This is a genomic window from Enterobacter sp. 01-M-02-SI-ECC, assembly GCF_047530595.1.
GTDB classification, from domain to species: Bacteria; Pseudomonadota; Gammaproteobacteria; order Enterobacterales; family Enterobacteriaceae; genus Enterobacter; species Enterobacter cloacae_M.
This window is the reverse complement of sequence record NZ_JBLKCZ010000003.1, coordinates 137,851-157,699: the sequence shown is the minus strand read 5'-3', so window position 1 is coordinate 157,699 and position 19,849 is coordinate 137,851. Positions and strand designations below refer to the sequence as shown.

Here is a 19,849-nt window from a genome sequence, read left to right as displayed (position 1 = left end):
TTTTCCTTCAATATCCGGTGAAAAGAAGCCTGAATTCCTTTCGGGCATAAATAAATTCATTTTAAAGTCTTGCGGGTAAAATTGATCTACCGCAATATAATGACTTCTCGGTTATTCAAAACTGCTTAAAACTATTTTGATGAGCCAATTTTTACAAAATATTTCTAAACCAAATCTAAACGAGGAGGATCCATGTTTGGTATTTATCGCGGGCGTCGCCTGGCGTTATACATTATCGCAGCCATTGTTATTGCCACGTTAATTGGTTATAGCACTTATACATTTGTAAAATTATTTTCCTGATAAAGACGTTTATTTACATAACGCGATATTAATATAAATGCCGGGTCGTATTTTGTTATTTATTCGCTAAATAATATCTTCGTTTTATTCAATAACGCCTGAATCGCTGATATTGCTTTACGTTACAGGATGCCGGACAATGACATTTTTAACTGACGATTAACATTACGATGAAACACCCGTTAGAATCGCTGCTTACGGCAGGCGGCATTTTATTGCTGGCCCTGCTCTCCTGCCTGCTGTTACCCGCGCCGTCGCTGGGTCTGGTGCTGGCGCAGAAGCTGGTTCAGACCTTTCACATGGTCGATCTGAACCAGCTTTACACCATTCTGTTCTGCGTGTGGTTTTTACTGCTGGGTGCCATCGAATTCTTCGTCCTGCGTTTCGTCTGGCGCCGCTGGTTTTCACTGGCGTCGTAAGCCAATAAAAAAGCCGGGTGGCGACTTCGCCTTACCCGGCCTGTGATGGCAATTTTCCTGACCCGCCAGGGCGGAAAACAGCTCAGTGCGGCTGACTGTGGTTCTCCTTGCGGTACGCACCAGGCGGCTGGTTGAACGTCCGGGTGAAGATACGGGTAAACGTCTGCTGCGAGTCAAACCCGTAACGCAGGCAGATGTCGTACACCCGAGCGTCGGATTCACGCAGATCGCGCGCCGCCAGCAGCAGCTTGCGTTCACGGATATAGCGCCCCAGACTCTCCCCTTTGTACTGCATAAACAGCCGCTGCAGGTGCCACTTCGAGTAGCCCGCGTGGCGGGCAATCTCTTCTATACGTAATGGCTGGTGCAGATTGTCGTCGATCCATTCGACGATAGTGTCGATGACTTGAGCGGAAATGGTCATGCTGCTGTCCCCCTCTGCTTCTCGCTTAAACATTATTCCCACCACGCGCGAAAGGTTTGCGCGGTGTCACTCACCCGCACGGGCTCACCCAGTTCCGGCGTCAGCAGCCGATAATTTTTGTCCTTGCTGGCGCGCGCCAGCTGGATCAGCGGATCGTTCCAGGCGTGTTTCGCCAGCACGAAGCGTCCGTTATGCCCGGGCACCACGGCTTTCGCGTTCAGATCCACCGAGGCCTGCGCCGTTTCCTCCGGAAGCATGTGAATGTACTTCCAGTCCTGGTCGTACTGGCCGTTTTCCATGATGGCTAAGTCCACCTCGCCAAACTGCTCGCCGATGGCCTTAAAGTGCGGGCCGTAGCCGGAATCCCCGCTGTAATAAACCTTCTGCTCTGGCGTGACGAACATAAAGCTGCCCCACAGGGTTCGATCGCGCTTGATGCCGCGCCCGGAGAAGTGGCGCGCCGGCAGAACATGCACCGTCAGTTCATCGCTGATGCGCACCGACTGGTTCCAGTCGCGCTCGGCAATAATCTCTGGCTTCATCCCCCAGTAGCGAAGATGGGATCCCACGCCCAGCGGCGTCACCACGCGCTTCACCTTCGGCAGTAGCGCCCGGATGGTGGCGTAATCCAGATGATCGTAGTGATCGTGCGAGATAATCAGCAGGTCGATTTCCGGCATGCTTTCAGCGCGCCACGGATACTCCCCGGCAAAGGCTTTATTCAGAAACGAGAACGGCGCGGCATAGTTGCTGAGCACCGGGTCAATCAGGATGCGTTTGCCCGCGAGCTGCAGGTACCACGAGGAGTGGCCGAGCCACACCAGGGTGTCCTGCTCCAGCGGCAGGCTCGCAAGATCGGTTTTCACCAGCGGCAGCGGCTGGGCCGGTCGCGCGTTTTCGGTTTTTTTGGTCAGAAAATCCCACGTCGCGACCAGCATATTTTTGTCGCCGTTATAGCCCGGCGTCGGCAGCGTATTGTGGAATTTCCCGTCGCGATACTGGGGAGAGGCCTCCACTTCAGTGAGCTGCTCACCCTGCGGTGGCTGGCCGAATCCGGCATTCAGAACAAACGGTAAACTCGCAGCTGAAGCTATGATCATGATTAACACCACGCAGATGAAGAGAGGTTTTTTCATATCCAGACCCGAAAACGCGCCCCATCCGATAGTTTGCGCGGGGTAAACTTGATTATGAGTGAGTAAGCACTCATTATAGATATGATGATAAAGTCGTCAAGACGTTTTCGATCTTTGACATTCCGCGTTGCAGCGTGTCAAAGCACGTGTTTCAATCAGGGTTTTTATAATTGACAGGGGGAAAATTTAGTGGCACGTCCGAAGAGTGAAGATAAAAAACAGGCCTTACTGGAAGCCGCAACGGTGGCGTTTGCACAGTCAGGTATTGCCGCCTCAACGGCGTTAATTGCCCGCAAGGCGGGTGTCGCCGAAGGCACCCTGTTCCGCTACTTTGCTACCAAAGACGATCTGCTGAATGCCCTCTATCTGCACCTGAAGCAGGATCTCTGCCAGGCCATGCTGGCAAACCTCGATCGCACCATCACGCTGCCAAAAGAACATACCCGCAATATCTGGAACAGCTATGTGGACTGGGGTATTCGTAACCCCGTGGCCCATGCTGCTATCCGCCAGATTGGCGTCAGTGAAAAGCTGAGCGCCGAAACGGAACAGGCGGTGAAAGAGATGTTCCCGGAGCTGCATGAGCTCTGCCGCCGCTCGGTGCGTCAGGTGTTTATGTCTGATGAATTTAAAACGTTTGGCGATGCGCTTTTCTTATCGCTGGCCGAAAGCACGATGGAATTTGCCACCCGCGATCCGTCCCGCGCCGTTGAGTTTAAAGCGCTCGGCTTTGAGGTGATGTGGCGCGGGCTTGCCCAGGAAGAGAACGATGGACAGTAAAGCATTGCAGGAGCATGCAAAACGCGTGGCGCTGGAGCTGCCGTTCACCGAACACTGCTGGCCGTTCGGCCCCGAGTACGACGTGTTTAAGGTGGGTGGGAAAATTTTTATGCTGATGGCCACCGTACGCGGACGACCGCACGTCAGCCTCAAGTCAGACCCAGAAAAATCCTTGTTAAATCAGCAAATTTATCGCGGCGTTGAGCCGGGCTATCACCTCAATAAAAAACACTGGATTTCGCTTTACGGCACTGACGACATCACACCTGAACTGGTCGCCGACCTGATAGCGGATTCGTGGAATCTGGTGGTCGATAAGCTGCCGAAAAAAGACCAGAAGTGGATCCGGCCGGTCTGATTGTTCGTCTGAGACGAACAGATTAAGCGCTCGAATTGCACTTATCTTTTTCCGCGTCCCGCTGTAATCTGCTTTCCTTTCGCGCCCGCGAGCGGGCGAATTTCATCACCAGGAGTTGTTATGGATATCATTTCTGTCGCCCTGAAACGCCACTCTACCAAGGCGTTCGACCCAGCCAAAAAACTGACCGCAGAAGAAGCGGAGAAAATCAAAACCCTGCTGCAGTACAGCCCGTCCAGCACCAACTCCCAGCCGTGGCACTTCATTGTAGCCAGCACCGAGGAAGGAAAAGCGCGCGTGGCAAAATCCGCCGCGGGCACCTATGTGTTCAACGAACGTAAAATGCTGGATGCTTCCCACGTGGTAGTGTTCTGCGCGAAAACCGCGCTGGATGACGCCTGGCTGGAGCGCGTCGTGGATCAGGAAGAGGCCGATGGCCGTTTCAACACGCCGGAAGCCAAAGCCGCAAACCACAAGGGCCGCACCTATTTCGCCGACATGCACCGCGTGGATCTGAAAGATGACGACCAGTGGATGGCGAAGCAGGTTTACCTGAACGTCGGTAATTTCCTGCTGGGCGTAGGCGCGATGGGTCTGGACGCGGTACCGATTGAAGGTTTCGACGCCGCCATTCTCGACGAAGAATTTGGCCTGAAAGAGAAAGGCTTCACCAGCCTGGTGGTGGTGCCGGTTGGGCATCACAGCGTTGAAGATTTCAACGCAACGCTGCCGAAGTCTCGCCTGCCGCTGAGCACGATTCTGACCGAGTGCTGATCTCCTCTGGCACGCTGGGCTTCGGCGTGCCTGCTTTCAATACAGCATACTCTCAGGATTCTGAACCCTTTTCGCTTTTAGTTTGAGCACGCGTCAGACCATCATGCTATTGCCATAACGCCGCCTCTCTTTGAAGCGTATCACTCAGCGTGGAACATCAATGTCCGCTACCTAAGTTAGTCTTTATGTATAGATTCACCCCGTTACAAGTCAAATAATTTGTAACACTACAGAAATACTTACATCAGAATTTTTTCATATAATTTTATAATCATAAAATGTTTCCTTCCAGTTCAGATCAATCAGTTATTAACTCACACTATCCTAATTTATAAGCCTCATAAATATACCCGCTTATTTTCCCTCGTGCTTACGCTAATTATTTCACTCTTAAACATCATTAAGTAATACGCACTTTACATGAATTGTTACATGTCTATTTCTGGAAGCGAGATTCTGCATGTTTTTATGTGTGCCCATTTCGCATGAAAGGGAATGGGAAAAATTTTTCAAGGAATTACAAGGATAGATATATGAAAAAAAAAGATGCAGTGAGCACTCATTCTAATTCAAAGGTATTGCACGCCAAACTGGCACCAACCTGCTTTGCGACTATGTTTGCACTTGGCATGATCATGCCTGCTCAGGCAGCCATCGTGGCAGGTAATACCGATAAACCGCTTATCCATACGGATGCAAGCGGCGCAACCATCGTAGATATCAACAAGGCGAGCGCTGGTGGGGTTTCCCATAACGTTTATTCCGAATTTAACGTCGACAGCAAAGGCGTGATCCTTAACAACAGCGGCACAGTAACCAACACCCAATTAGCTGGTCAGATCGATGGCAACGCTAATATGGCCAGCGGCAGCGCTAAGGTGATCCTAAACGAAGTGCGCTCATCCGATCCGAGCCAGCTGAACGGCATGGTCGAAGTGGCAGGCCAATCCGCCCAGGTGATTATCGCCAACCCATCAGGCATCACCTGTGACGGTTGCGGATTTATCAATACCAACCACGCTACACTGACTACCGGTACTGCCACATACGATAACAAGGGTAATGTTAACGGTCTTGATGTAAGCAAAGGTCAGGTGACCATCACCGGTAAAGGGATGGATACCCGCTCTACGCAGTACACCGACATTATTGCCCGTTCAGTGAAAGTCAATGCGAAACTTCAGGCTAACGAACTGAACATCATAACGGGTAACAACCGCATCGATAAAAATGGTCATGTGCAGAAGAAGTATGACAGCAGCAATACCCCTGACGTAGCGCTGGATGTCTCTGCTCTGGGCTCCATGTATGCGAATAAAATTTTTATGGAAGGCACAGAAACCGGCGTTGGCGTACATATCGATCATGCTGACCTGACGGCATCCGACGCGTTGTCAATTAACGTTGATGGTGTGGTCGAAAACAACGGTGGACATATCAGCGGTAAAAATGCAGCTACCGTAATGGGTGGTGATGTCCTGAACCATAATGGTCAAATTACCTCAGAGGGTATGGTGTCCGTTGCCGCAGACCACACGCTGGACAACACTACCGGTGTCATTAAAGCTGCAAAGGTCAATCTATCCGGCAAAGATACCGTTAACAACCATGGCTCCATCCAGGGCAGCCAGAATACCTTTATTATCGCTGACTCGCTGGACAATAGCGACGGTGAAATTATCAGCAATGGTGATTTGACTATCAGCCGCGCCTCCTGGAATTACAACGCGCAGGGCGTGAATAATACCCATGGCCGCATTAATGCTAAGGGGGCCCTCAATATTGACGCTGCCAGCCTTAACAACTCCACTGGCCGCGTAGAAACCGATGGTGCGATGACAATCAATGTCGACACGCTGACGAACGATAATGGTCTTATCTCCGCAGGGGACGGCTGGAACATGATCAGCGCCTCCATGCTGAATAACGATAACGGCGTGATTCAGGCTGTGGGATCTGACAGCCAGATTCAGGTGAGCGGCAACAACATGCTCTCTAACCGCAATGGATTAATCCACAGCAACGGCTATGTTTCAATTAATGGTGCGCTGGATAATATGTCCGGAACCATCACTGCCGATAAAGACCTCTTTATGTACGGCACGTCCTACTATTCTGACCTTGCCAGTAAGATGGAAGCTGCCGGCAATATCGACATGACCGTGACCGGCACGTTCCAGAACGCCGGAACCGTTAAGGCGGGTCAGAATATGATGTTAAACATCGGTTCTACTGGCTGGTATAGCTATGGCGGTCCCGCGCAGAACAGCGGTTCCATCTCGGCTGAGGGCCGCCTGGCGCTGCAGATGAACAGCAGTCTGTTCGACAACAGCGGCGACATTACCGCTAATCAGATGGATCTTCAACTGGCAGACTTGTCTAACAGCGGTTCGATCGCCAGCAAGAATGATATCAATCTGAACACCACGAGCCTGGAAAACCGGGGTAAGGGCGTGATGAGCGCCGACCATAACATCAGCGTCACCACCTCTTATCTAATGACTGATGCAGGTAGCCAGATCAACGCTGGTTCTGATGCCACGCTGTTCGTGATGAACAACCTGGACAACAATGGTGATATCCGTGCGGCACATGACATTAATCTCAACGTAATGGGCAGCTACGGCTGGTCTCAAGGTACCGCGTATAACTTCGGAACGATGAAGGCGGGTAATAAACTAAACGCACAGATGGAGCAGGTAACACTCATCAACGGGGGAACGCTGTCCGCTGATAACGGTATTACTCTGATCAGTAACTACCTGACTAACAGTGGTAACATCACTAGCACAAGTGATATTACGTTGAATACAGCCAACGGCGTTAACAACGAAGCCAGCGGTAATATTACCGGCAATCGCGTGTACACCACAGGCTACGTCAATAATATGGGCGTTATTAACGAGACCGGTGCAGCAAATCAAGGTACAGATAATAACACTGCTGATGACATCAATACCAACCCAGGTTCGAATGCCACTGCGAATAATAGTGGAAATACCACAATTAAGCCAAATGGTACCCCTGAAGGTAATGGTGTTTGGGAAAACGGAGTTGTCTATCAACCTGGTGATAAGTATTACGGCCATGTTGTTCAGGATATTATTTATTATCCTGGCGGCTATTTCATCACTATCGCAGCGTAATTCCATTTAAATGATAAAGCCTCACACCTTCGTGAGGCTTTATTCCCAAACTATGTTTCTGTGATGGGTATTTCCGGAAATTTTAAATTATAATGAAAATTTATCAAGCGGCTCTCAGCTTCCTTTTTTTGTCCTTATGCTTAATGCAATCCTCTCTACTTCATGCCGAACCAGCAACAATACAGCAGCAGGACCAAGCCCGACACGAACAACTCGCCCCTCCGGGTAAGCTGCTGCTTACAGCTGAAAGCACATCTCATGGCGACGCTCTTGTTCTTCCGAAAGAGTCTGTTTGCTACGACATTCTCCATGTGAGGATCGACAATACGGAGTCGCTTCCAAACTGGCTCACCTTTCGCGATTTTATTCGTCAGGCTGAGAATAACTGTATCGGCGTGAAAGGAATTAAAGCCATATATACAGCCGTGCAGAATCGATTAATATCCCACGGATTTATTACTACCCGTGTATTAATACCGGAGCAAAATTTGCTTAAGGGAACGTTAACCCTGCGAATTCTGCCTGGACGTGTCAGTGATGTCATTATTCAGGATCAAAGTGGGCTCCCCGTTCATCGCTGGAATAACGTCCCGCAAGGGGCGGGCGACCTCCTCGATTTACGCGGTCTGGAACAGGGGCTGGAAAACCTGCAGCGTATTCCCGGTTCGCAGGCGAGTATTCGTCTGGTGCCGGGGGAAAATCCCGGCGATAGCCGCGTAGAGATCAAGCGCGACCAGCGTAAAGTCTGGCGACTGGGCAGCTGGTTTGATGATTCTGGTAGTAAATATACCGGACGGTATCAGGGCGGACTGGTACTGTATTTGGATAACCCCACCTCGCTCAACGATATGTTTTATGTAGCGTATGGCGGCGGTTTCAAAAATGAAAACGGCAAGCGTAACGATAATACCTCGGCGTTTTACTCCGTTCCCTGGGGATACTGGGCGCTGGAACTTTATGCCAGCCAGTACAGAACGACGCAGACTATCCATAGCGGTGATTTTGATTACCGGTACAGTAGCGATCAAAAGTTAATGACCGCCGCGCTTAACCGCGTGGTTTACCGCAGCGCGAGCCAGAAAACCACGCTGGGCTTTAAAGGGATCAAGCGTGATACCCGCTACGATCTTAACGACATGGAAGTGGAGGTTCAGCACCGGGACACCAGCAGTTGGCTGCTTAGCCTGGAACACTTAGCCTATCTTCCATTTGGTCAACTTACGGCAAGCTTAGGTTATCAACATGCCGCACCGTGGTTTGGTGAAGAAGCCGATGCTGAAGAGGTAGTGGGCAATGCCGACGCGCAGGCGCGCATCATTACGCTGAGCGCAGACGGTAGTTTCCCTTTCAAACTGGGCAAGTTCGCCCTCAGCTATGAACCGCATTTCAAACAACAGACCACTCCGGACAGGCTTACCCAGCCCGATAAGTTCACCATCGGCAACCGCTGGACGGTACGCGGCTTTGACGGAGAGTCCTCATTGTATGCCGACAAAGGCTGGTATCTACGTAATGATATCAATCTGAATCTGCCGGTATGGGGAATGCAGCCGTATATTGGCGCAGACTACGGCGAAGTCAGCGGCTCAGAAAATGATTACTGGAGCGGGGCCCACATTCTCGGTGCGGCCGCAGGCGTGCGCGGGGTGAAAGGACACGTGGGATATGACCTTTTTGCAGGTGTGCCATTGGTAAAACCGGATGAGATGCATACCAGTCCCGTCACGCTTGGGTTTTCGGTACAATGGCAGTACTAAGAGCACAGTGAAATAGTCCCCCTCGGGCGATGAGTATTATGACCGACTTTTCTCTGCCAGCCACGCCATCGCCCGCTCCCCCGCTTCATCCACCGGGAGATACACCAGCAGCCGCGAGCCGTTTCGCGGCGCGGAATACCAGTACATCTGCTGCAGCGTAAAATCCCCCAGCTCGGGATGGGTAAACAGCTTGAGCTGGTTCTCCACGCCGCGCACGTCGTTGCGCTGGTGCCACAGGGTTTTAAACTCTTCGGATACCGCAAAGAAGCGCGCCAGTTTGGCCTCCCACAGCGGGTCGCCCCGGTGTTCGGCCATCGCCGCCCGGAAATAGGAGACAAAGATGGGCAGCACGTCGTCGCGCCTGCCGAGGCGCGCGCGCCACGCAGGATGCGTGAGGAACAAATAAATACAGTTGCGGTCTTCGGGAGGAATGTCATTGAAATCGACGCCCATCAGATGCCCGAAGCTGTCGTTCCAGGCCACGATATCGAAGTTCGGTTTCTGAATGCTGGCGGGTTTCGGCATCAGCGTATCCAGCAGGCGGCGCGTGCCTTCGCTGATGCCCTCGCAGCAGACCGCCTGCGGCGCTTCGCCCGGCGGTAACCCCGCTAACAGAAACAGGTGTCGGGCCTCGGTAGGGGTGCACTGCAGCGCTTTTGCCACAGCGGCCATCACCGCGCTGGACGGATTGACGTCCCTGCCCTGCTCCAGCCAGGTGTACCAGGTCACGCCCACGTCCGCGAGCATCGCCACCTCTTCCCGGCGCAGACCCGGCGTGCGGCGGCGACCGCTGCGCGGCAGGCCGAGACGCTGCGGATCGAGGCTTTCACGTCGTGCGCGCAAAAATGCCCCCAGCTGTTTTCGGGTGTCATCCTGAAGTGAGACGACGGGTTCAGACATCAAGGCCATAAATCCCCCTGCATGGTAGTGCCAGTACCAGTATAAGCAAGAACTGGTACCCGTTTATCAGATGGTTGATGCTACGACCATCTGTTGAATGACGCAATGGAGTTACCATGAATACGTCAGTTGTTTCACCGGGCCGCGCTGGCCTGATATTGCTGCTAACCGGCCAGATGCTGCCGATGATTGATACCTCAATCACCAACGTCGCGCTGGACGCCATCACCCATTCGCTGAACGCCACCGCCACCGAGCTGGAGCTGATTGTCGCCCTCTACGGCGTGGCCTTCGCCGTCTGCCTCGCGCTAGGCAGCAAGCTGGGGGATAACTTTGGCCGTCGGCGTCTGTTCATGTGGGGCGTCGCGAGCTTTGGCCTGGCCTCGCTGCTCTGCGGGATGGCGGGGAACATTGAACAGCTGCTGGCCGCGCGCATCGTTCAGGGGGCGGGAGCCGCACTGATCGTGCCGCAAATTCTTGCCACGCTGCACGTGACGCTGAAAGGTACGGCGCACGCTAAGGCCATCAGCCTGTTTGGCGGCATCGGTGGGATTGCGTTTATCGTCGGGCAAATGGGCGGCGGCTGGCTGGTGTCGGCGGATATCGCCGGGCTGGGCTGGCGTAACGCCTTCTTTATCAACGTGCCGATCTGTCTGGTGGTGCTGGCGCTGAGCCGCCATTTCGTACCGGAAACCCGTCGCGAGACGCCGTCACGCATCGACTGGCCGGGCACCCTGCTGCTGGCGATCATTCTTTGCTGCCTGCTGTTCCCGATGGCGCTCGGCCCACAGTGGCACTGGTCGTGGCCGCTGAAGGTTATGCTTCTCGCCATTATTCCGCTGGGCTGGCTGACGGCGCTGAATGCGCGCAAAAAGGAGCGTGAGAATGCCCACCCGCTGATCCCGCCGCGCCTGCTGCAGCTTCGCAGCGTTCGCTTTGGCATTCTGATTGCGATGCTCTTTTTCAGCGTCTGGTCCGGGTTTATGTTCTGTATGGCGCTCACCATGCAAACCGGTCTGGGGATGGCACCGTGGCAGTCCGGAAACAGTTTTATCGCGCTGGGCGTAACCTACTTTATTTCGGCGTGGTTCGCGCCGAGGCTGATTGCTCGCTACAGCACCAGTACCATTCTGCTGACCGGTCTGGCGATCCAGATTGCCGGCCTGCTGGCGCTGATCGCCACGTTCCGCGTCTGGGGAATGGAGAATACTGCCCTGACGCTGGCGCCCGCGACCGGGCTGGTCGGCTACGGGCAGGCGCTGATCGTGAACAGCTTCTACCGCATCGGGATGCGCGATATTCAGCCTGACGACGCGGGAGCCGCGAGCGCCATTCTCAGCACGCTGCAGCAGGCCGCGCTGGGGCTTGGCCCGGCCATTTTCGGCGCGATTTTGCTCCACGCGCTGCAGAACCATCACGGGGATTACACCCAGGCGGTGAACGTCTTCCTGATGGTGGAAACGGCGATGATGGTGGTGCTCGCCCTGGCGACGCTGTGCATCCGCCATCGCCTGTGCCTGCCGGTGGTAAAGGTCTGGCAGGCCACCAAATAAGCCCGTGAATTTGCATAATAGATCCGCAGCCGCCATTATGGGGCTGCATCAATACAGGAGACGTTATGCAGGAATTAATTGCTCAGGTTGAAGAGTTAGGCATTGAAATTAATCACACCACCTCTTTAGTGATTATCTTTGGTATTATTTTTCTTACCGCCATCATCGTTCATTTTATTCTGCACAAAGTGGTGCTTCGCGCTTTCGAAAAACGCGCGCAGGCCAGCAGCCATTTGTGGCTGCAGATCATCACCCAGAATAAATTATTTCACCGTCTGGCCTTCACCCTTCAGGGGATAATCGTCAACGTTCAGGCGGTGCTGTGGCTGCAAAAAGGCAGCGAAGCGGCGGAAATTCTCACGACATGCGCAAAGCTGTGGGTCATGGTGTATGCCCTGCTCTCCTTCTTCTCGCTGCTGGACGTGATTTTTAATCTGTCGCAGAAAATGGCCACCGCATCACAGCTGCCGCTGAAGGGGATCTTCCAGGGCATCAAGCTGGTGAGCGCCATCCTGGTGGGGATACTGATTATCTCTCTGCTGATCGGCCAGTCCCCGGCGATTCTGATCAGCGGTCTGGGCGCCATGGCCGCCGTTCTGATGCTGGTGTTTAAAGACCCGATACTCGGTCTTGTGGCGGGGATTCAGCTTTCCGCCAACGATATGCTCAAGCTCGGCGACTGGCTGGAGATGCCGAAATACGGTGCCAACGGCACGGTGACGGACATCGGTCTGACCACCGTTAAAGTACGCAACTTCGATAATACGATTACAACCATTCCGACGTGGGCCCTGGTCTCCGACGCCTTTATCAACTGGAGCGGCATGTCGGCCTCCGGCGGGCGACGCATTAAGCGCAGCCTGAATATTGATACCACCAGCATTCATTTTCTCGACGAGCAGGAACAGCAGAAACTCATTCAGGCGAAGCTGCTGAAGCCCTATCTGGCCGCGCGACATGAGGAAATTAGTCTGTGGAATCAGAAGAACGGTGAAGGGGAGTCGGTATTAAATCTGCGTAAGATGACCAATATTGGTACCTTCCGCGCCTACCTGAATGAATATCTGCGCAACCATCCGCGTATTCGCAAAGATATGACGCTGATGGTGCGCCAGCTAGCGCCTGATGCGAATGGTTTGCCGATTGAAATATACGCCTTCACCAACACGGTGGTCTGGGCAGAATATGAGGAGATTCAGGCCGACATCTTCGACCATATTTTCGCGGTGGTGGATGAATTTGGGCTGCGTATTCACCAGTCCCCGACCGGGAACGATATTCGCTCGTTGACCCTACAGCATCGGTAAGGTGGGTTGCCGGGCGTGAAGGCAGGTGCAGTCTGGTGCCCTCACCCCGGCCCTCACCCACAGGGAGAGGGAGAGGGAGAAAACCGCGCTACTTTTTGCGGGAAAGCTTAAACGCCACAAAGAGGAAGATAACCCACACCGGCAGCAGCATCGCCGAAAGGCGCATCTCATCCATGGTGCACATCAGCACCAGAATCAGCCCCAGGAAAGCGATACAGATATAGTTCCCCGCCGGATAGAGCAGCGCTTTGAACTGCGTATCGCGTCCCTTGCGGCGCATCGCGGCGCGAAAGCGCAGGTGCGCCAGGCAAATCATGATCCAGTTCAGCAGCAGCGTAGCGACAACCAGCGCCATCAGCAGGCCAAAGGCCTCTTTCGGCAGCAGATAGTTAATCAGCACCACCAGCGAGGTGATAGCACCAGAAAGGAACAAGGAATTCACCGGCACGCCGCGACGGCTGACGCGGGTGAGGAACTTCGGCGCGTTGCCCTGCACGGAGAGGCCGAACAGCATGCGGCTGTTGGAGTAAACGCCGCTGTTATAGACCGACAGAGACGCCACCAGAATGACGAAGTTCAGCGCCGAGGCCACCACGTTGCTGTTCAGATCGTGGAAAATCATCACGAACGGGCTGCTGTCGGACTTCACTTCCACCCACGGATAGAGCGCCAGCAGCACCACCAGCGAGCCGATGTAGAACAGCAGAATCCGGTACACCACCTGGTTGACCGCTTTTGGAATGCTTTTATGCGGGTCGCGTGCTTCCGCGGCGGTAATGCCAATCAGCTCTAATCCTCCGAAGGAGAACATGATCACCGCCAGGGAGAGAATCAGCCCTTTCCAGCCGGTGGCGAGGAAGCCGCCGTGCTGCCACAGGTTGTCGATCGTGGCGCGCTCGCCGCCGTGGCCGGAGAACAGCAGCCACAGGCCAAAGCCGATCATCCCGATAATCGCCAGCACCTTGATCAGCGCAAACCAGAACTCGGTTTCGCCATACAGGCGCACGTTGACGAGGTTAACGGCGTTAATAATGATGAAGAAGGCCGCCGCCCAGATCCACGTCGGGACGTCCGGCAGCCAGTACTGCATGTAAATGCCTGCGGCGGTCAGCTCTGCCATCCCCACCAGCACGAACATCACCCAGTAGTTCCAGCCGGAGAGGAAGCCTGCAAACGGGCCCCAGTATTTATAAGCAAAGTGCGCGAAGGAGCCTGAAACCGGCTCTTCAACAACCATCTCGCCAAGCTGGCGCATGATCAGGAAGGCGATAATCCCGGCGATACCGTAACCCAGCAGCACCGCCGGACCAGCCATCTGAATAGCGGGGCCGATGCCGAGAAACAGCCCGGTACCGATCGCGCCGCCAAGGGCAATTAACTGAATATGTCGATTTTGCAAACCACGTTGCAGCGTCGGATTCTGATCCGACGAGGCTTCAGCGCTACCATGGCCTGAAGCGGATGACGCGTCTTTCACGTCCTACCCCTGTCTCTTTTTTAGAAGGGGCACGTTTTAACACTTCATGCTGGAGGTAGCAAGGGATTGGGGCATCCCTGCCCCGGATAACGAGATGGAACGCTTAAAACGCGTAGCCAACCGAGACCTTAAAGGTGCGCGGTTCGCCCTGCGTAATATAGGTACCGGAATCGTCCACGCTGGCCCAGTAGTTTTCATTGGTGACGTTGTCGATGCCCGCGCGAACCGTCATCTGGTTTTCATTGCGGTTCACCGCGAAGCGATAGCGCACTCCCAGATCCAGCGTGGTGTAGCTGTCCAGCTTTTTGGTGTTTGCCAGGTCAGCGTACTGCGCGCCGGAATGGTTCACGCGGGCGGTGGCGGTCAGGCCGTCAACCGGCTTGATATCGTACTCTGCACCCAGCACGGCGTAAAAGTTCGGAATCCCGATCGCATCGTTACCCTGATTCACGCCATTTTTGGTTTTGGTCAGCTCGGCCTGCAGCCAGGTGGCGCTGGCGTTCAGGCGCATCCCCAGCGCGGGCTCGCCGAAGACGTTCAGCTCCACGCCACGGTTTCGCTGCTCGGCATCCAGGCCGTAATGGCCGCTGTCGTCGAGGATCGCCGACGGCATTTTGATCTCAAACAGCGCAAGCGATCCGCCCACGCGGCCGAAGTCCGCCTTCACGCCCACTTCGTTCTGCTTAGAGTGAACGATACCGGTGCTCTGGCCGTAGTTGGTGGCGGTGTTAGGTGCAGTTTTGCCCGGCTGCAGCGCTTCGGTGTGGTTTGCATAGAGGGAAATCTCCTCCCACGGCTTGTAGACCACGCCGTAGGTGGGCATCCAGCGGCTGCCGTCGAAGCCGTCCGCCGCGTTTTCCGCACCGGTAACTTTGTTATATCCGCGAACGACCACTTTCTGATGGCGGGCGCCTGCGGTGAACAGCAGCTTGTCGTCCAGCACGCCCAGCGTATCGCTAAGCAGCCAGCCCTGGGTACGCGTGCGCCCGCTGGTCAGCGGATCGCTGTACTTCCCGCCAGAGCCGTTCAGGTTGGTGCTGTCCGGCATATCGACGCCGGTGTTGTGGTAGATGTTGGTGGTCGGATTATCCTTCGCCGCCGACATTTTCCACGCGATTTTTTCGTTTTTGGTCATCGCCGAATAGCCAACGTTGACCTTGTGCGAGACGAAGCCCGTAGTGAAGTTACCGCGAACGCCCGCCATGCCGCTGACGGAATCGCTGATGCGGTTGGTATCAAGACGGCTGACCGTTGCCTTGCCGCTTTTATCCACCAGCTTCGGCGCGCTGTAGATGCCTTCCTCGTGCGCGTGCTGCGCGCCAAGACCGGTATAGGCCGTCCAGCCGTCGGTGATGTCGTACTCGCTGCGCCACATCCCAAATTCGTTTTCGATATTGCTGTAGGCCCACTTCTGCGAGAAGTTACGATCGTTTTTCGGCGGCTCGGGAACGAAATCCACCGCAGAAATATTGACGCTGGTCGGGCTGCCATGGAAGGTTTTCTTCTGATAGCCCAGATCCAGCGAGGTGCGGAAGCGGTCGCCAGCGTAATCCAGGCCCGTAGAGAGCAGCGTGGTGCGGCGGCGGTCATTCGGTATGCCGGTTTCCCCTTCGCGATGAACCAGGTTCACCCGCGCGCCGAACTGGTCGCTGTCGCCGTAGCGACGGCCCGCATCAAGCGTAGTTCCAATCTGGGAATCCGAGGTGTAGTCCACGCCGACTTTGGCCTGCGGGAGTTCGCCCGCGTGTTTTGGCTCAAGGTTGATCATCCCGCCCACGCCGGAGCTTGCCGCGCCGTTCATCAGCGAGTTGGCCCCTTTGAAGATCTCGATGCGGTCAACCATCTGGGTATCCACCACCTGGCGCGGCAGCACGCCGGACAGACCGCCAAATGTCATGTCGTCGCCGTCGAACTTCAGGCCGCGGATGCGGTAGGTCTCCGCGCTGTTGCCGAACCCCTGAACGAACTGCACCCCCGCGTCGTTCGCGACGACATCGGCAATGGTTTTCGCCTGCTGATCTTCCACCAGCTTCGAGGTGTAGCTGATGATGTTGAACGGCACGTCCATGGCGTTCTGCTGGCCCAGCATCCCCATGCGCCCGCCGTTCGCCACCTGTCCGTCAAGGAAGGCCGGTACCAGCTGGTCGCCGCCGGGTTTGAAATCGCTGGCTGGTGCAGCCTGGACAACGAGGGTGTCCTCTTTTTGATCGTCCGCCGCAATGGCGGAATGTGTCGCCGCGCCAACGGCGAGCGCCAGCAGCGTTTTGTGCATGATGGTGTTGTTCATCGTTAACTCATTTTAAAGTGCGCGCAAAAATGACCCGTTGTCGGGCCTTAGAATATGTTGAATGCAATGCAAATGAGAACTATACGCATTATCCATGCATTGGCAAGCGTAACCGCGTTCATGAGGAGAATTGGCGAGATAAGAGGGGGAACGGCCACCCCGCTTCGGGGGTGGCTGCAATGACGTTATTTTTTCTTGTAGATATTGGCCGTGCCGTGAATTTTATTGTTGGTGTTCCCTGACGTGAGCACCAGAACATCCGCGCCTTTCTTATCGGCTTTCTCAATCAGTTCTTTTTTCGCATCATCCACCGAAACTTCATTCGAGGTGTTTACCGTACCGATTTTTTTATATTGAGATGCAACTTTTTTGAACTCGCTTTTAGTAAGTAGCTGTGCAGCAAAAGCATTGGTCGTAAACAGTAACGCCGTTCCCAACAAAATAGCAGTCGTCTTTTTCATAACCTTTTTCCTTGAGATTAATCAGCAATTACGAAAAACCTCACGCAGTGTGGTGAGGTTTTATGAGCATGGTAGAGAATCTCAGGAATTGCCATACGTTCGGGAAAAATCTTTTATAACAACCCGTTGCATGAAATTACTAACGAATATTAAGAATATTCGAATACCCGCGCGGTGCCAGCAATATCAACGCGTACCGCCGTGCCCGGGTTCCATCCTGGCTGGCTTACGGTCTTCAGAATCACCGGCTGCTGCTGTCCGGCCAATCCCAGGGTGAGCGTCGACAGCTGGCCGGTGAAGTCCACGTCGAGAATCGAGATCGGACTTTCATGCGCTGCACATGCCGTCACGCGTAATTGTTCAGGGCGCATCATTACCCTGCCCTGTCCTGTCGCATGCGCGTTGTCCGTCGGCACTTCACCCAGCGCGCACACGGCATACCCGGCAGCGAGCTGAGCAGGCAGGATCACGGCATCGCCAAGAAACAGCGCCGTCTCTTCGTCAACGGGACGGGTGTAAACGTCATAAGGCGTACCGACCTGCGTGAAGCGCCCGGAGCGCATGACGGCAACCTGCGTGGCAAAGGACAACGCTTCGTTCTGATCGTGGGTGACCAGAATCGAGGCCACGCCCGCTTCGGCCAGCAGATCGGCCGTTGCCTTACGCGTCGTGGCGCGCAGGCCGGTATCCAGAGCCGAGAACGGTTCATCCAGCAGCATCAGTGAAGGCCGCTGGGCCAGCGCACGGGCAAGGGCCACGCGCTGCTGCTGTCCGCCGGAAATCTCGTGGGGCCAGTGCGTTGCGAGCTGCCTGTCCAGAGAAACCATCTCCATCAGCGCCGCAACGCGCTGGCGCTTCTCATGGCGGGTGCCGTCCAGCCCCCATGCAATGTTGTCTGCCACGTTGAGGTGCGGGAACAGCGCGCCCTCCTGAGGCACAAAACCGATCCGGCGCAGGTGGGCGGGAACAAAACTGTTTTCATCGAACAGCGTTCTCCCCTGCATGACAATGCGCCCGGTGTCAGGCGTTTCGAACCCGGCAAGAATACGCAGCAGCGTGGTTTTCCCCGACCCGGACGGCCCGACAATCGCCGTCCTGCTCCCCGGCGCCACGCTCAGGTTTAAGCTGTCGAGCACCTGCACATCAGAAAACGATTTAGAAATGGCGGTTAATTCAAGCATGTCATAGCCCTGCAATTTTTTTCGACTGCATATAGAGAATGGCGGTCAGCGGGAGTGAAATTAGGATCATCAGCATCGCGTAAGGCGCGGCGGCAATATAGTCAATTTCACTGGTCAGCGCCCAGAATCCGGTGGAGAGCGTGCGCGTGCCCAGCGGAGAGAGCAGCAGCGTGGCGGTCAACTCGTTGCTGACGCCGAGGAAAACCAGCGCGGCACCCGCCGCCGCGCCCGGCGCGGCCAGCCGCATCGTCACGCTCCAGAGCGCCTTCGCGGGCGTGCTGCCCAGGCTGCGCGCCACGTTTTCCAGCTCAACCGGCGCCTGCGCAATCCCCGCCCGCAGGTTGATGAGCGCGCGGGGCATAAACATCAGCAGGTAGGCAAGGAACAGGGTAATTTCCGTCTGGTAAATGGGACGGGCGTAATGAATGGTGACGGTGACCAGCGCCAGCGCCGTGACGATGCCCGGCAGCGAGCTGGTGATATAGATGCACCCTTCAAGCATCCGGAAGATGCGGTGCGGATAGCGGATACCCAGCCACGCGATGGGGATCACGCACGCGGTCGTCAGAAGCGCACCGCCCACGCCGAGCATCAGCGTCTGGCGCAGCGAATGCCAGAGATCGGCACTCATCCAGTTTTGTACGCCGCCGAGCCAAATCCAGCGACACAGGACAACTAGCGGCACGCCCAGCGCCAGAACGATTAGCACGATGAAGAACAGCTGGCCCAGCGCGGCAGCCGCAGGCGTAAGCGGCCAGCGTTTCTGTTCACGCGCTGCCCCGGCGCCAATGCGCGCGTAGCGTGCTTTTCCGCGCGTCACGCCCTCCAGCATTAATATAGCCAGACAGCACAAGGCCAGCACGCCCGCCAGCATGTTCGCCGCCGGGCCGCTGAAGGTAGACTGGAACTGGTCATAAATTGCCGTGGTGAAGGTATCAAAGCGGATCATCACGTACAGGCCATATTCCGCCAGCAGGTGCAGCGCCACCAGCAGCGCGCCGCCGCAGATAGCCAGCTTGAGCTGGGGCAGCACCACGCGGAAAAAGACCCGCCACGGCGGCGTACCCAGCGAAGCGGCGACATCTTCAAGCGTCGGGTCAAGGCGACGCAGCACCGCCGCAACCGGCATATAGATAAACGGATAGTAGGCAAGTACGGAGAGGAACACGCCCGCGGAGAGCCCGTGCATGGACGGGACAGCGCTCACCCAGGCATAGCTTTGCACAAACGCGGGGATCGCCAGCGGGGCGACCGCCAGTGCGGACCAGATCCCTCGCCCGGCAAGCTGCGTGCGCTCCGTGAGCCAGGCGATTGCCACGCCCGTCACGATACACAGCGGAACCGCTAAAGCCGTCAGCCACAGCGTGTTGCTGAGCAGCTCAGCAACACGCTGGCGAAACACCAGCGCCTTAATGGTTTCCCAGCCGGTCTCAATGCCAATGGCAATGATAAAACCCAGAGGCAGAAGCGCCATTAATGAAAACAACACAGCTAACGCCACCATCGGCAGTGCAGGACGCCTGCGGGCAGGCTCCTGCACTCTGTTTTTTCCGATGTCGAGACTCAGACCAGACATAAGACGTTCA

16 protein-coding genes are annotated in these 19,849 nt (G+C 55.3%); 8 read left to right on the top strand and 8 right to left on the bottom strand.

The window, feature by feature from the left end; translation table 11 throughout:
* Positions 1-473: 473 nt before the first annotated feature.
* A complete protein-coding gene (locus tag ACMWLG_RS06415; RefSeq protein WP_013097677.1) occupies positions 474-722 on the top strand; it encodes a DUF1158 domain-containing protein in 249 nt (82 codons plus the stop codon).
* An 82-nt stretch (positions 723-804) separates the two neighbouring features.
* On the opposite strand, the gene ACMWLG_RS06410 is transcribed toward ACMWLG_RS06415, so the two are convergent.
* Both ACMWLG_RS06410 and ACMWLG_RS06405 read right to left on the bottom strand, forming a co-directional pair.
* Positions 805-1,146: a RamA family antibiotic efflux transcriptional regulator gene (locus ACMWLG_RS06410; RefSeq protein ID WP_032668308.1), complete on the bottom strand. Its 342-nt coding sequence runs from the start codon at positions 1,144-1,146 to the stop codon at positions 805-807.
* A gap of 32 nt (positions 1,147-1,178) precedes the next feature.
* Positions 1,179-2,282 carry an MBL fold metallo-hydrolase gene (locus ACMWLG_RS06405; protein WP_045401954.1) on the bottom strand — a complete coding sequence of 368 codons (1,104 nt, stop codon included), beginning with the start codon at positions 2,280-2,282 and terminating at the stop codon, positions 1,179-1,181.
* Positions 2,283-2,471: 189 nt separating this feature from the next.
* Between ACMWLG_RS06405 and ACMWLG_RS06400 the strand changes: the two genes are divergently transcribed.
* The 5 genes from ACMWLG_RS06400 to ACMWLG_RS06380 all read left to right on the top strand — a co-directional run bounded on the left by ACMWLG_RS06400 (position 2,472) and on the right by ACMWLG_RS06380 (position 9,097).
* Entirely contained in the window at positions 2,472-3,062 is a 591-nt protein-coding gene (locus ACMWLG_RS06400) for a TetR/AcrR family transcriptional regulator (RefSeq protein WP_045620354.1), read from the top strand.
* Positions 3,052-3,420, top strand: a complete 369-nt coding sequence (locus ACMWLG_RS06395; RefSeq protein WP_023310662.1) for an MmcQ/YjbR family DNA-binding protein — start codon at positions 3,052-3,054, stop codon at positions 3,418-3,420. The genes ACMWLG_RS06400 and ACMWLG_RS06395 overlap by 11 nt, the downstream gene beginning before the upstream one ends.
* A 120-nt stretch (positions 3,421-3,540) precedes the next feature.
* Positions 3,541-4,194 carry an oxygen-insensitive NAD(P)H nitroreductase gene (nfsB, locus tag ACMWLG_RS06390; RefSeq protein ID WP_045620355.1) on the top strand — a complete coding sequence of 218 codons (654 nt, stop codon included), beginning with the start codon at positions 3,541-3,543 and terminating at the stop codon, positions 4,192-4,194.
* Positions 4,195-4,727: 533 nt separating this feature from the next.
* Positions 4,728-7,340 carry a filamentous hemagglutinin N-terminal domain-containing protein gene (locus ACMWLG_RS06385; RefSeq protein ID WP_045620356.1) on the top strand — a complete coding sequence of 871 codons (2,613 nt, stop codon included), beginning with the start codon at positions 4,728-4,730 and terminating at the stop codon, positions 7,338-7,340.
* 92 nt (positions 7,341-7,432) lie between these two features.
* Positions 7,433-9,097 (top strand): ShlB/FhaC/HecB family hemolysin secretion/activation protein, encoded by a 1,665-nt coding sequence (locus ACMWLG_RS06380; RefSeq protein WP_080298634.1) that lies wholly within the window; start codon positions 7,433-7,435, stop codon positions 9,095-9,097.
* Positions 9,098-9,133: 36 nt separating this feature from the next.
* On the opposite strand, the gene ACMWLG_RS06375 is transcribed toward ACMWLG_RS06380, so the two are convergent.
* On the bottom strand, positions 9,134-10,006 hold the full coding sequence (locus ACMWLG_RS06375; protein WP_045400818.1) for a helix-turn-helix transcriptional regulator: 873 nt from the start codon (positions 10,004-10,006) through the stop codon (positions 9,134-9,136).
* Positions 10,007-10,113: 107 nt separating this feature from the next.
* On the opposite strand from ACMWLG_RS06375, the gene ACMWLG_RS06370 reads away from it, so the two are divergent.
* Together ACMWLG_RS06370 and ACMWLG_RS06365 are read left to right on the top strand one after the other, a co-directional pair.
* Positions 10,114-11,550 carry an MFS transporter gene (locus ACMWLG_RS06370; protein WP_045400815.1) on the top strand — a complete coding sequence of 479 codons (1,437 nt, stop codon included), beginning with the start codon at positions 10,114-10,116 and terminating at the stop codon, positions 11,548-11,550.
* 65 nt (positions 11,551-11,615) lie between these two features.
* Positions 11,616-12,857 (top strand): mechanosensitive ion channel family protein, encoded by a 1,242-nt coding sequence (locus ACMWLG_RS06365; RefSeq protein ID WP_033144837.1) that lies wholly within the window; start codon positions 11,616-11,618, stop codon positions 12,855-12,857.
* Between the two features lie 88 nt (positions 12,858-12,945).
* Here the strand turns inward: ACMWLG_RS06365 and pheP are convergent, their stop codons facing one another.
* From pheP to ACMWLG_RS06340, 5 genes are all read right to left on the bottom strand, one after another.
* On the bottom strand, positions 12,946-14,334 hold the full coding sequence (gene pheP / locus ACMWLG_RS06360; RefSeq protein ID WP_045400812.1) for a phenylalanine transporter: 1,389 nt from the start codon (positions 14,332-14,334) through the stop codon (positions 12,946-12,948).
* Positions 14,335-14,437: 103 nt separating this feature from the next.
* Positions 14,438-16,621, bottom strand: coding sequence for a TonB-dependent receptor (locus ACMWLG_RS06355; RefSeq protein ID WP_045400809.1), 2,184 nt, complete (start codon positions 16,619-16,621; stop codon positions 14,438-14,440).
* Between the two features lie 185 nt (positions 16,622-16,806).
* Positions 16,807-17,082, bottom strand: a complete 276-nt coding sequence (gene yahO / locus ACMWLG_RS06350) for a DUF1471 family periplasmic protein YahO (protein ID WP_023310654.1) — start codon at positions 17,080-17,082, stop codon at positions 16,807-16,809.
* Between the two features lie 149 nt (positions 17,083-17,231).
* Positions 17,232-18,263 (bottom strand): ABC transporter ATP-binding protein, encoded by a 1,032-nt coding sequence (locus tag ACMWLG_RS06345; protein ID WP_045400806.1) that lies wholly within the window; start codon positions 18,261-18,263, stop codon positions 17,232-17,234.
* A gap of 1 nt (position 18,264) precedes the next feature.
* Entirely contained in the window at positions 18,265-19,839 is a 1,575-nt protein-coding gene (locus ACMWLG_RS06340; protein WP_045400804.1) for an ABC transporter permease, read from the bottom strand.
* Positions 19,840-19,849: the final 10 nt, after the last annotated feature.

Excerpts from the sequence above, each read along its gene's own strand:
- ACMWLG_RS06385 (WP_045620356.1), top strand. The coding sequence starts at position 4,728 with ATGAAAAAAAAAGATGCAGTGAGCACTCATTCTAATTCAAAGGTATTG.
- yahO (WP_023310654.1), bottom strand. The coding sequence starts at position 17,082 with ATGAAAAAGACGACTGCTATTTTGTTGGGAACGGCGTTACTGTTTACG.
- ACMWLG_RS06395 (WP_023310662.1), top strand. The coding sequence starts at position 3,052 with ATGGACAGTAAAGCATTGCAGGAGCATGCAAAACGCGTGGCGCTGGAG.
- ACMWLG_RS06405 (WP_045401954.1), bottom strand. The coding sequence starts at position 2,282 with ATGAAAAAACCTCTCTTCATCTGCGTGGTGTTAATCATGATCATAGCT.
- ACMWLG_RS06415 (WP_013097677.1), top strand. The coding sequence starts at position 474 with ATGAAACACCCGTTAGAATCGCTGCTTACGGCAGGCGGCATTTTATTG.
- ACMWLG_RS06370 (WP_045400815.1), top strand. The coding sequence starts at position 10,114 with ATGAATACGTCAGTTGTTTCACCGGGCCGCGCTGGCCTGATATTGCTG.
- ACMWLG_RS06345 (WP_045400806.1), bottom strand. The coding sequence starts at position 18,263 with ATGCTTGAATTAACCGCCATTTCTAAATCGTTTTCTGATGTGCAGGTG.
- ACMWLG_RS06355 (WP_045400809.1), bottom strand. The coding sequence starts at position 16,621 with ATGAACAACACCATCATGCACAAAACGCTGCTGGCGCTCGCCGTTGGC.
- ACMWLG_RS06380 (WP_080298634.1), top strand. The coding sequence starts at position 7,433 with ATGAAAATTTATCAAGCGGCTCTCAGCTTCCTTTTTTTGTCCTTATGC.
- ACMWLG_RS06410 (WP_032668308.1), bottom strand. The coding sequence starts at position 1,146 with ATGACCATTTCCGCTCAAGTCATCGACACTATCGTCGAATGGATCGAC.
- ACMWLG_RS06365 (WP_033144837.1), top strand. The coding sequence starts at position 11,616 with ATGCAGGAATTAATTGCTCAGGTTGAAGAGTTAGGCATTGAAATTAAT.
- ACMWLG_RS06375 (WP_045400818.1), bottom strand. The coding sequence starts at position 10,006 with ATGGCCTTGATGTCTGAACCCGTCGTCTCACTTCAGGATGACACCCGA.
- nfsB (WP_045620355.1), top strand. The coding sequence starts at position 3,541 with ATGGATATCATTTCTGTCGCCCTGAAACGCCACTCTACCAAGGCGTTC.
- ACMWLG_RS06340 (WP_045400804.1), bottom strand. The coding sequence starts at position 19,839 with ATGTCTGGTCTGAGTCTCGACATCGGAAAAAACAGAGTGCAGGAGCCT.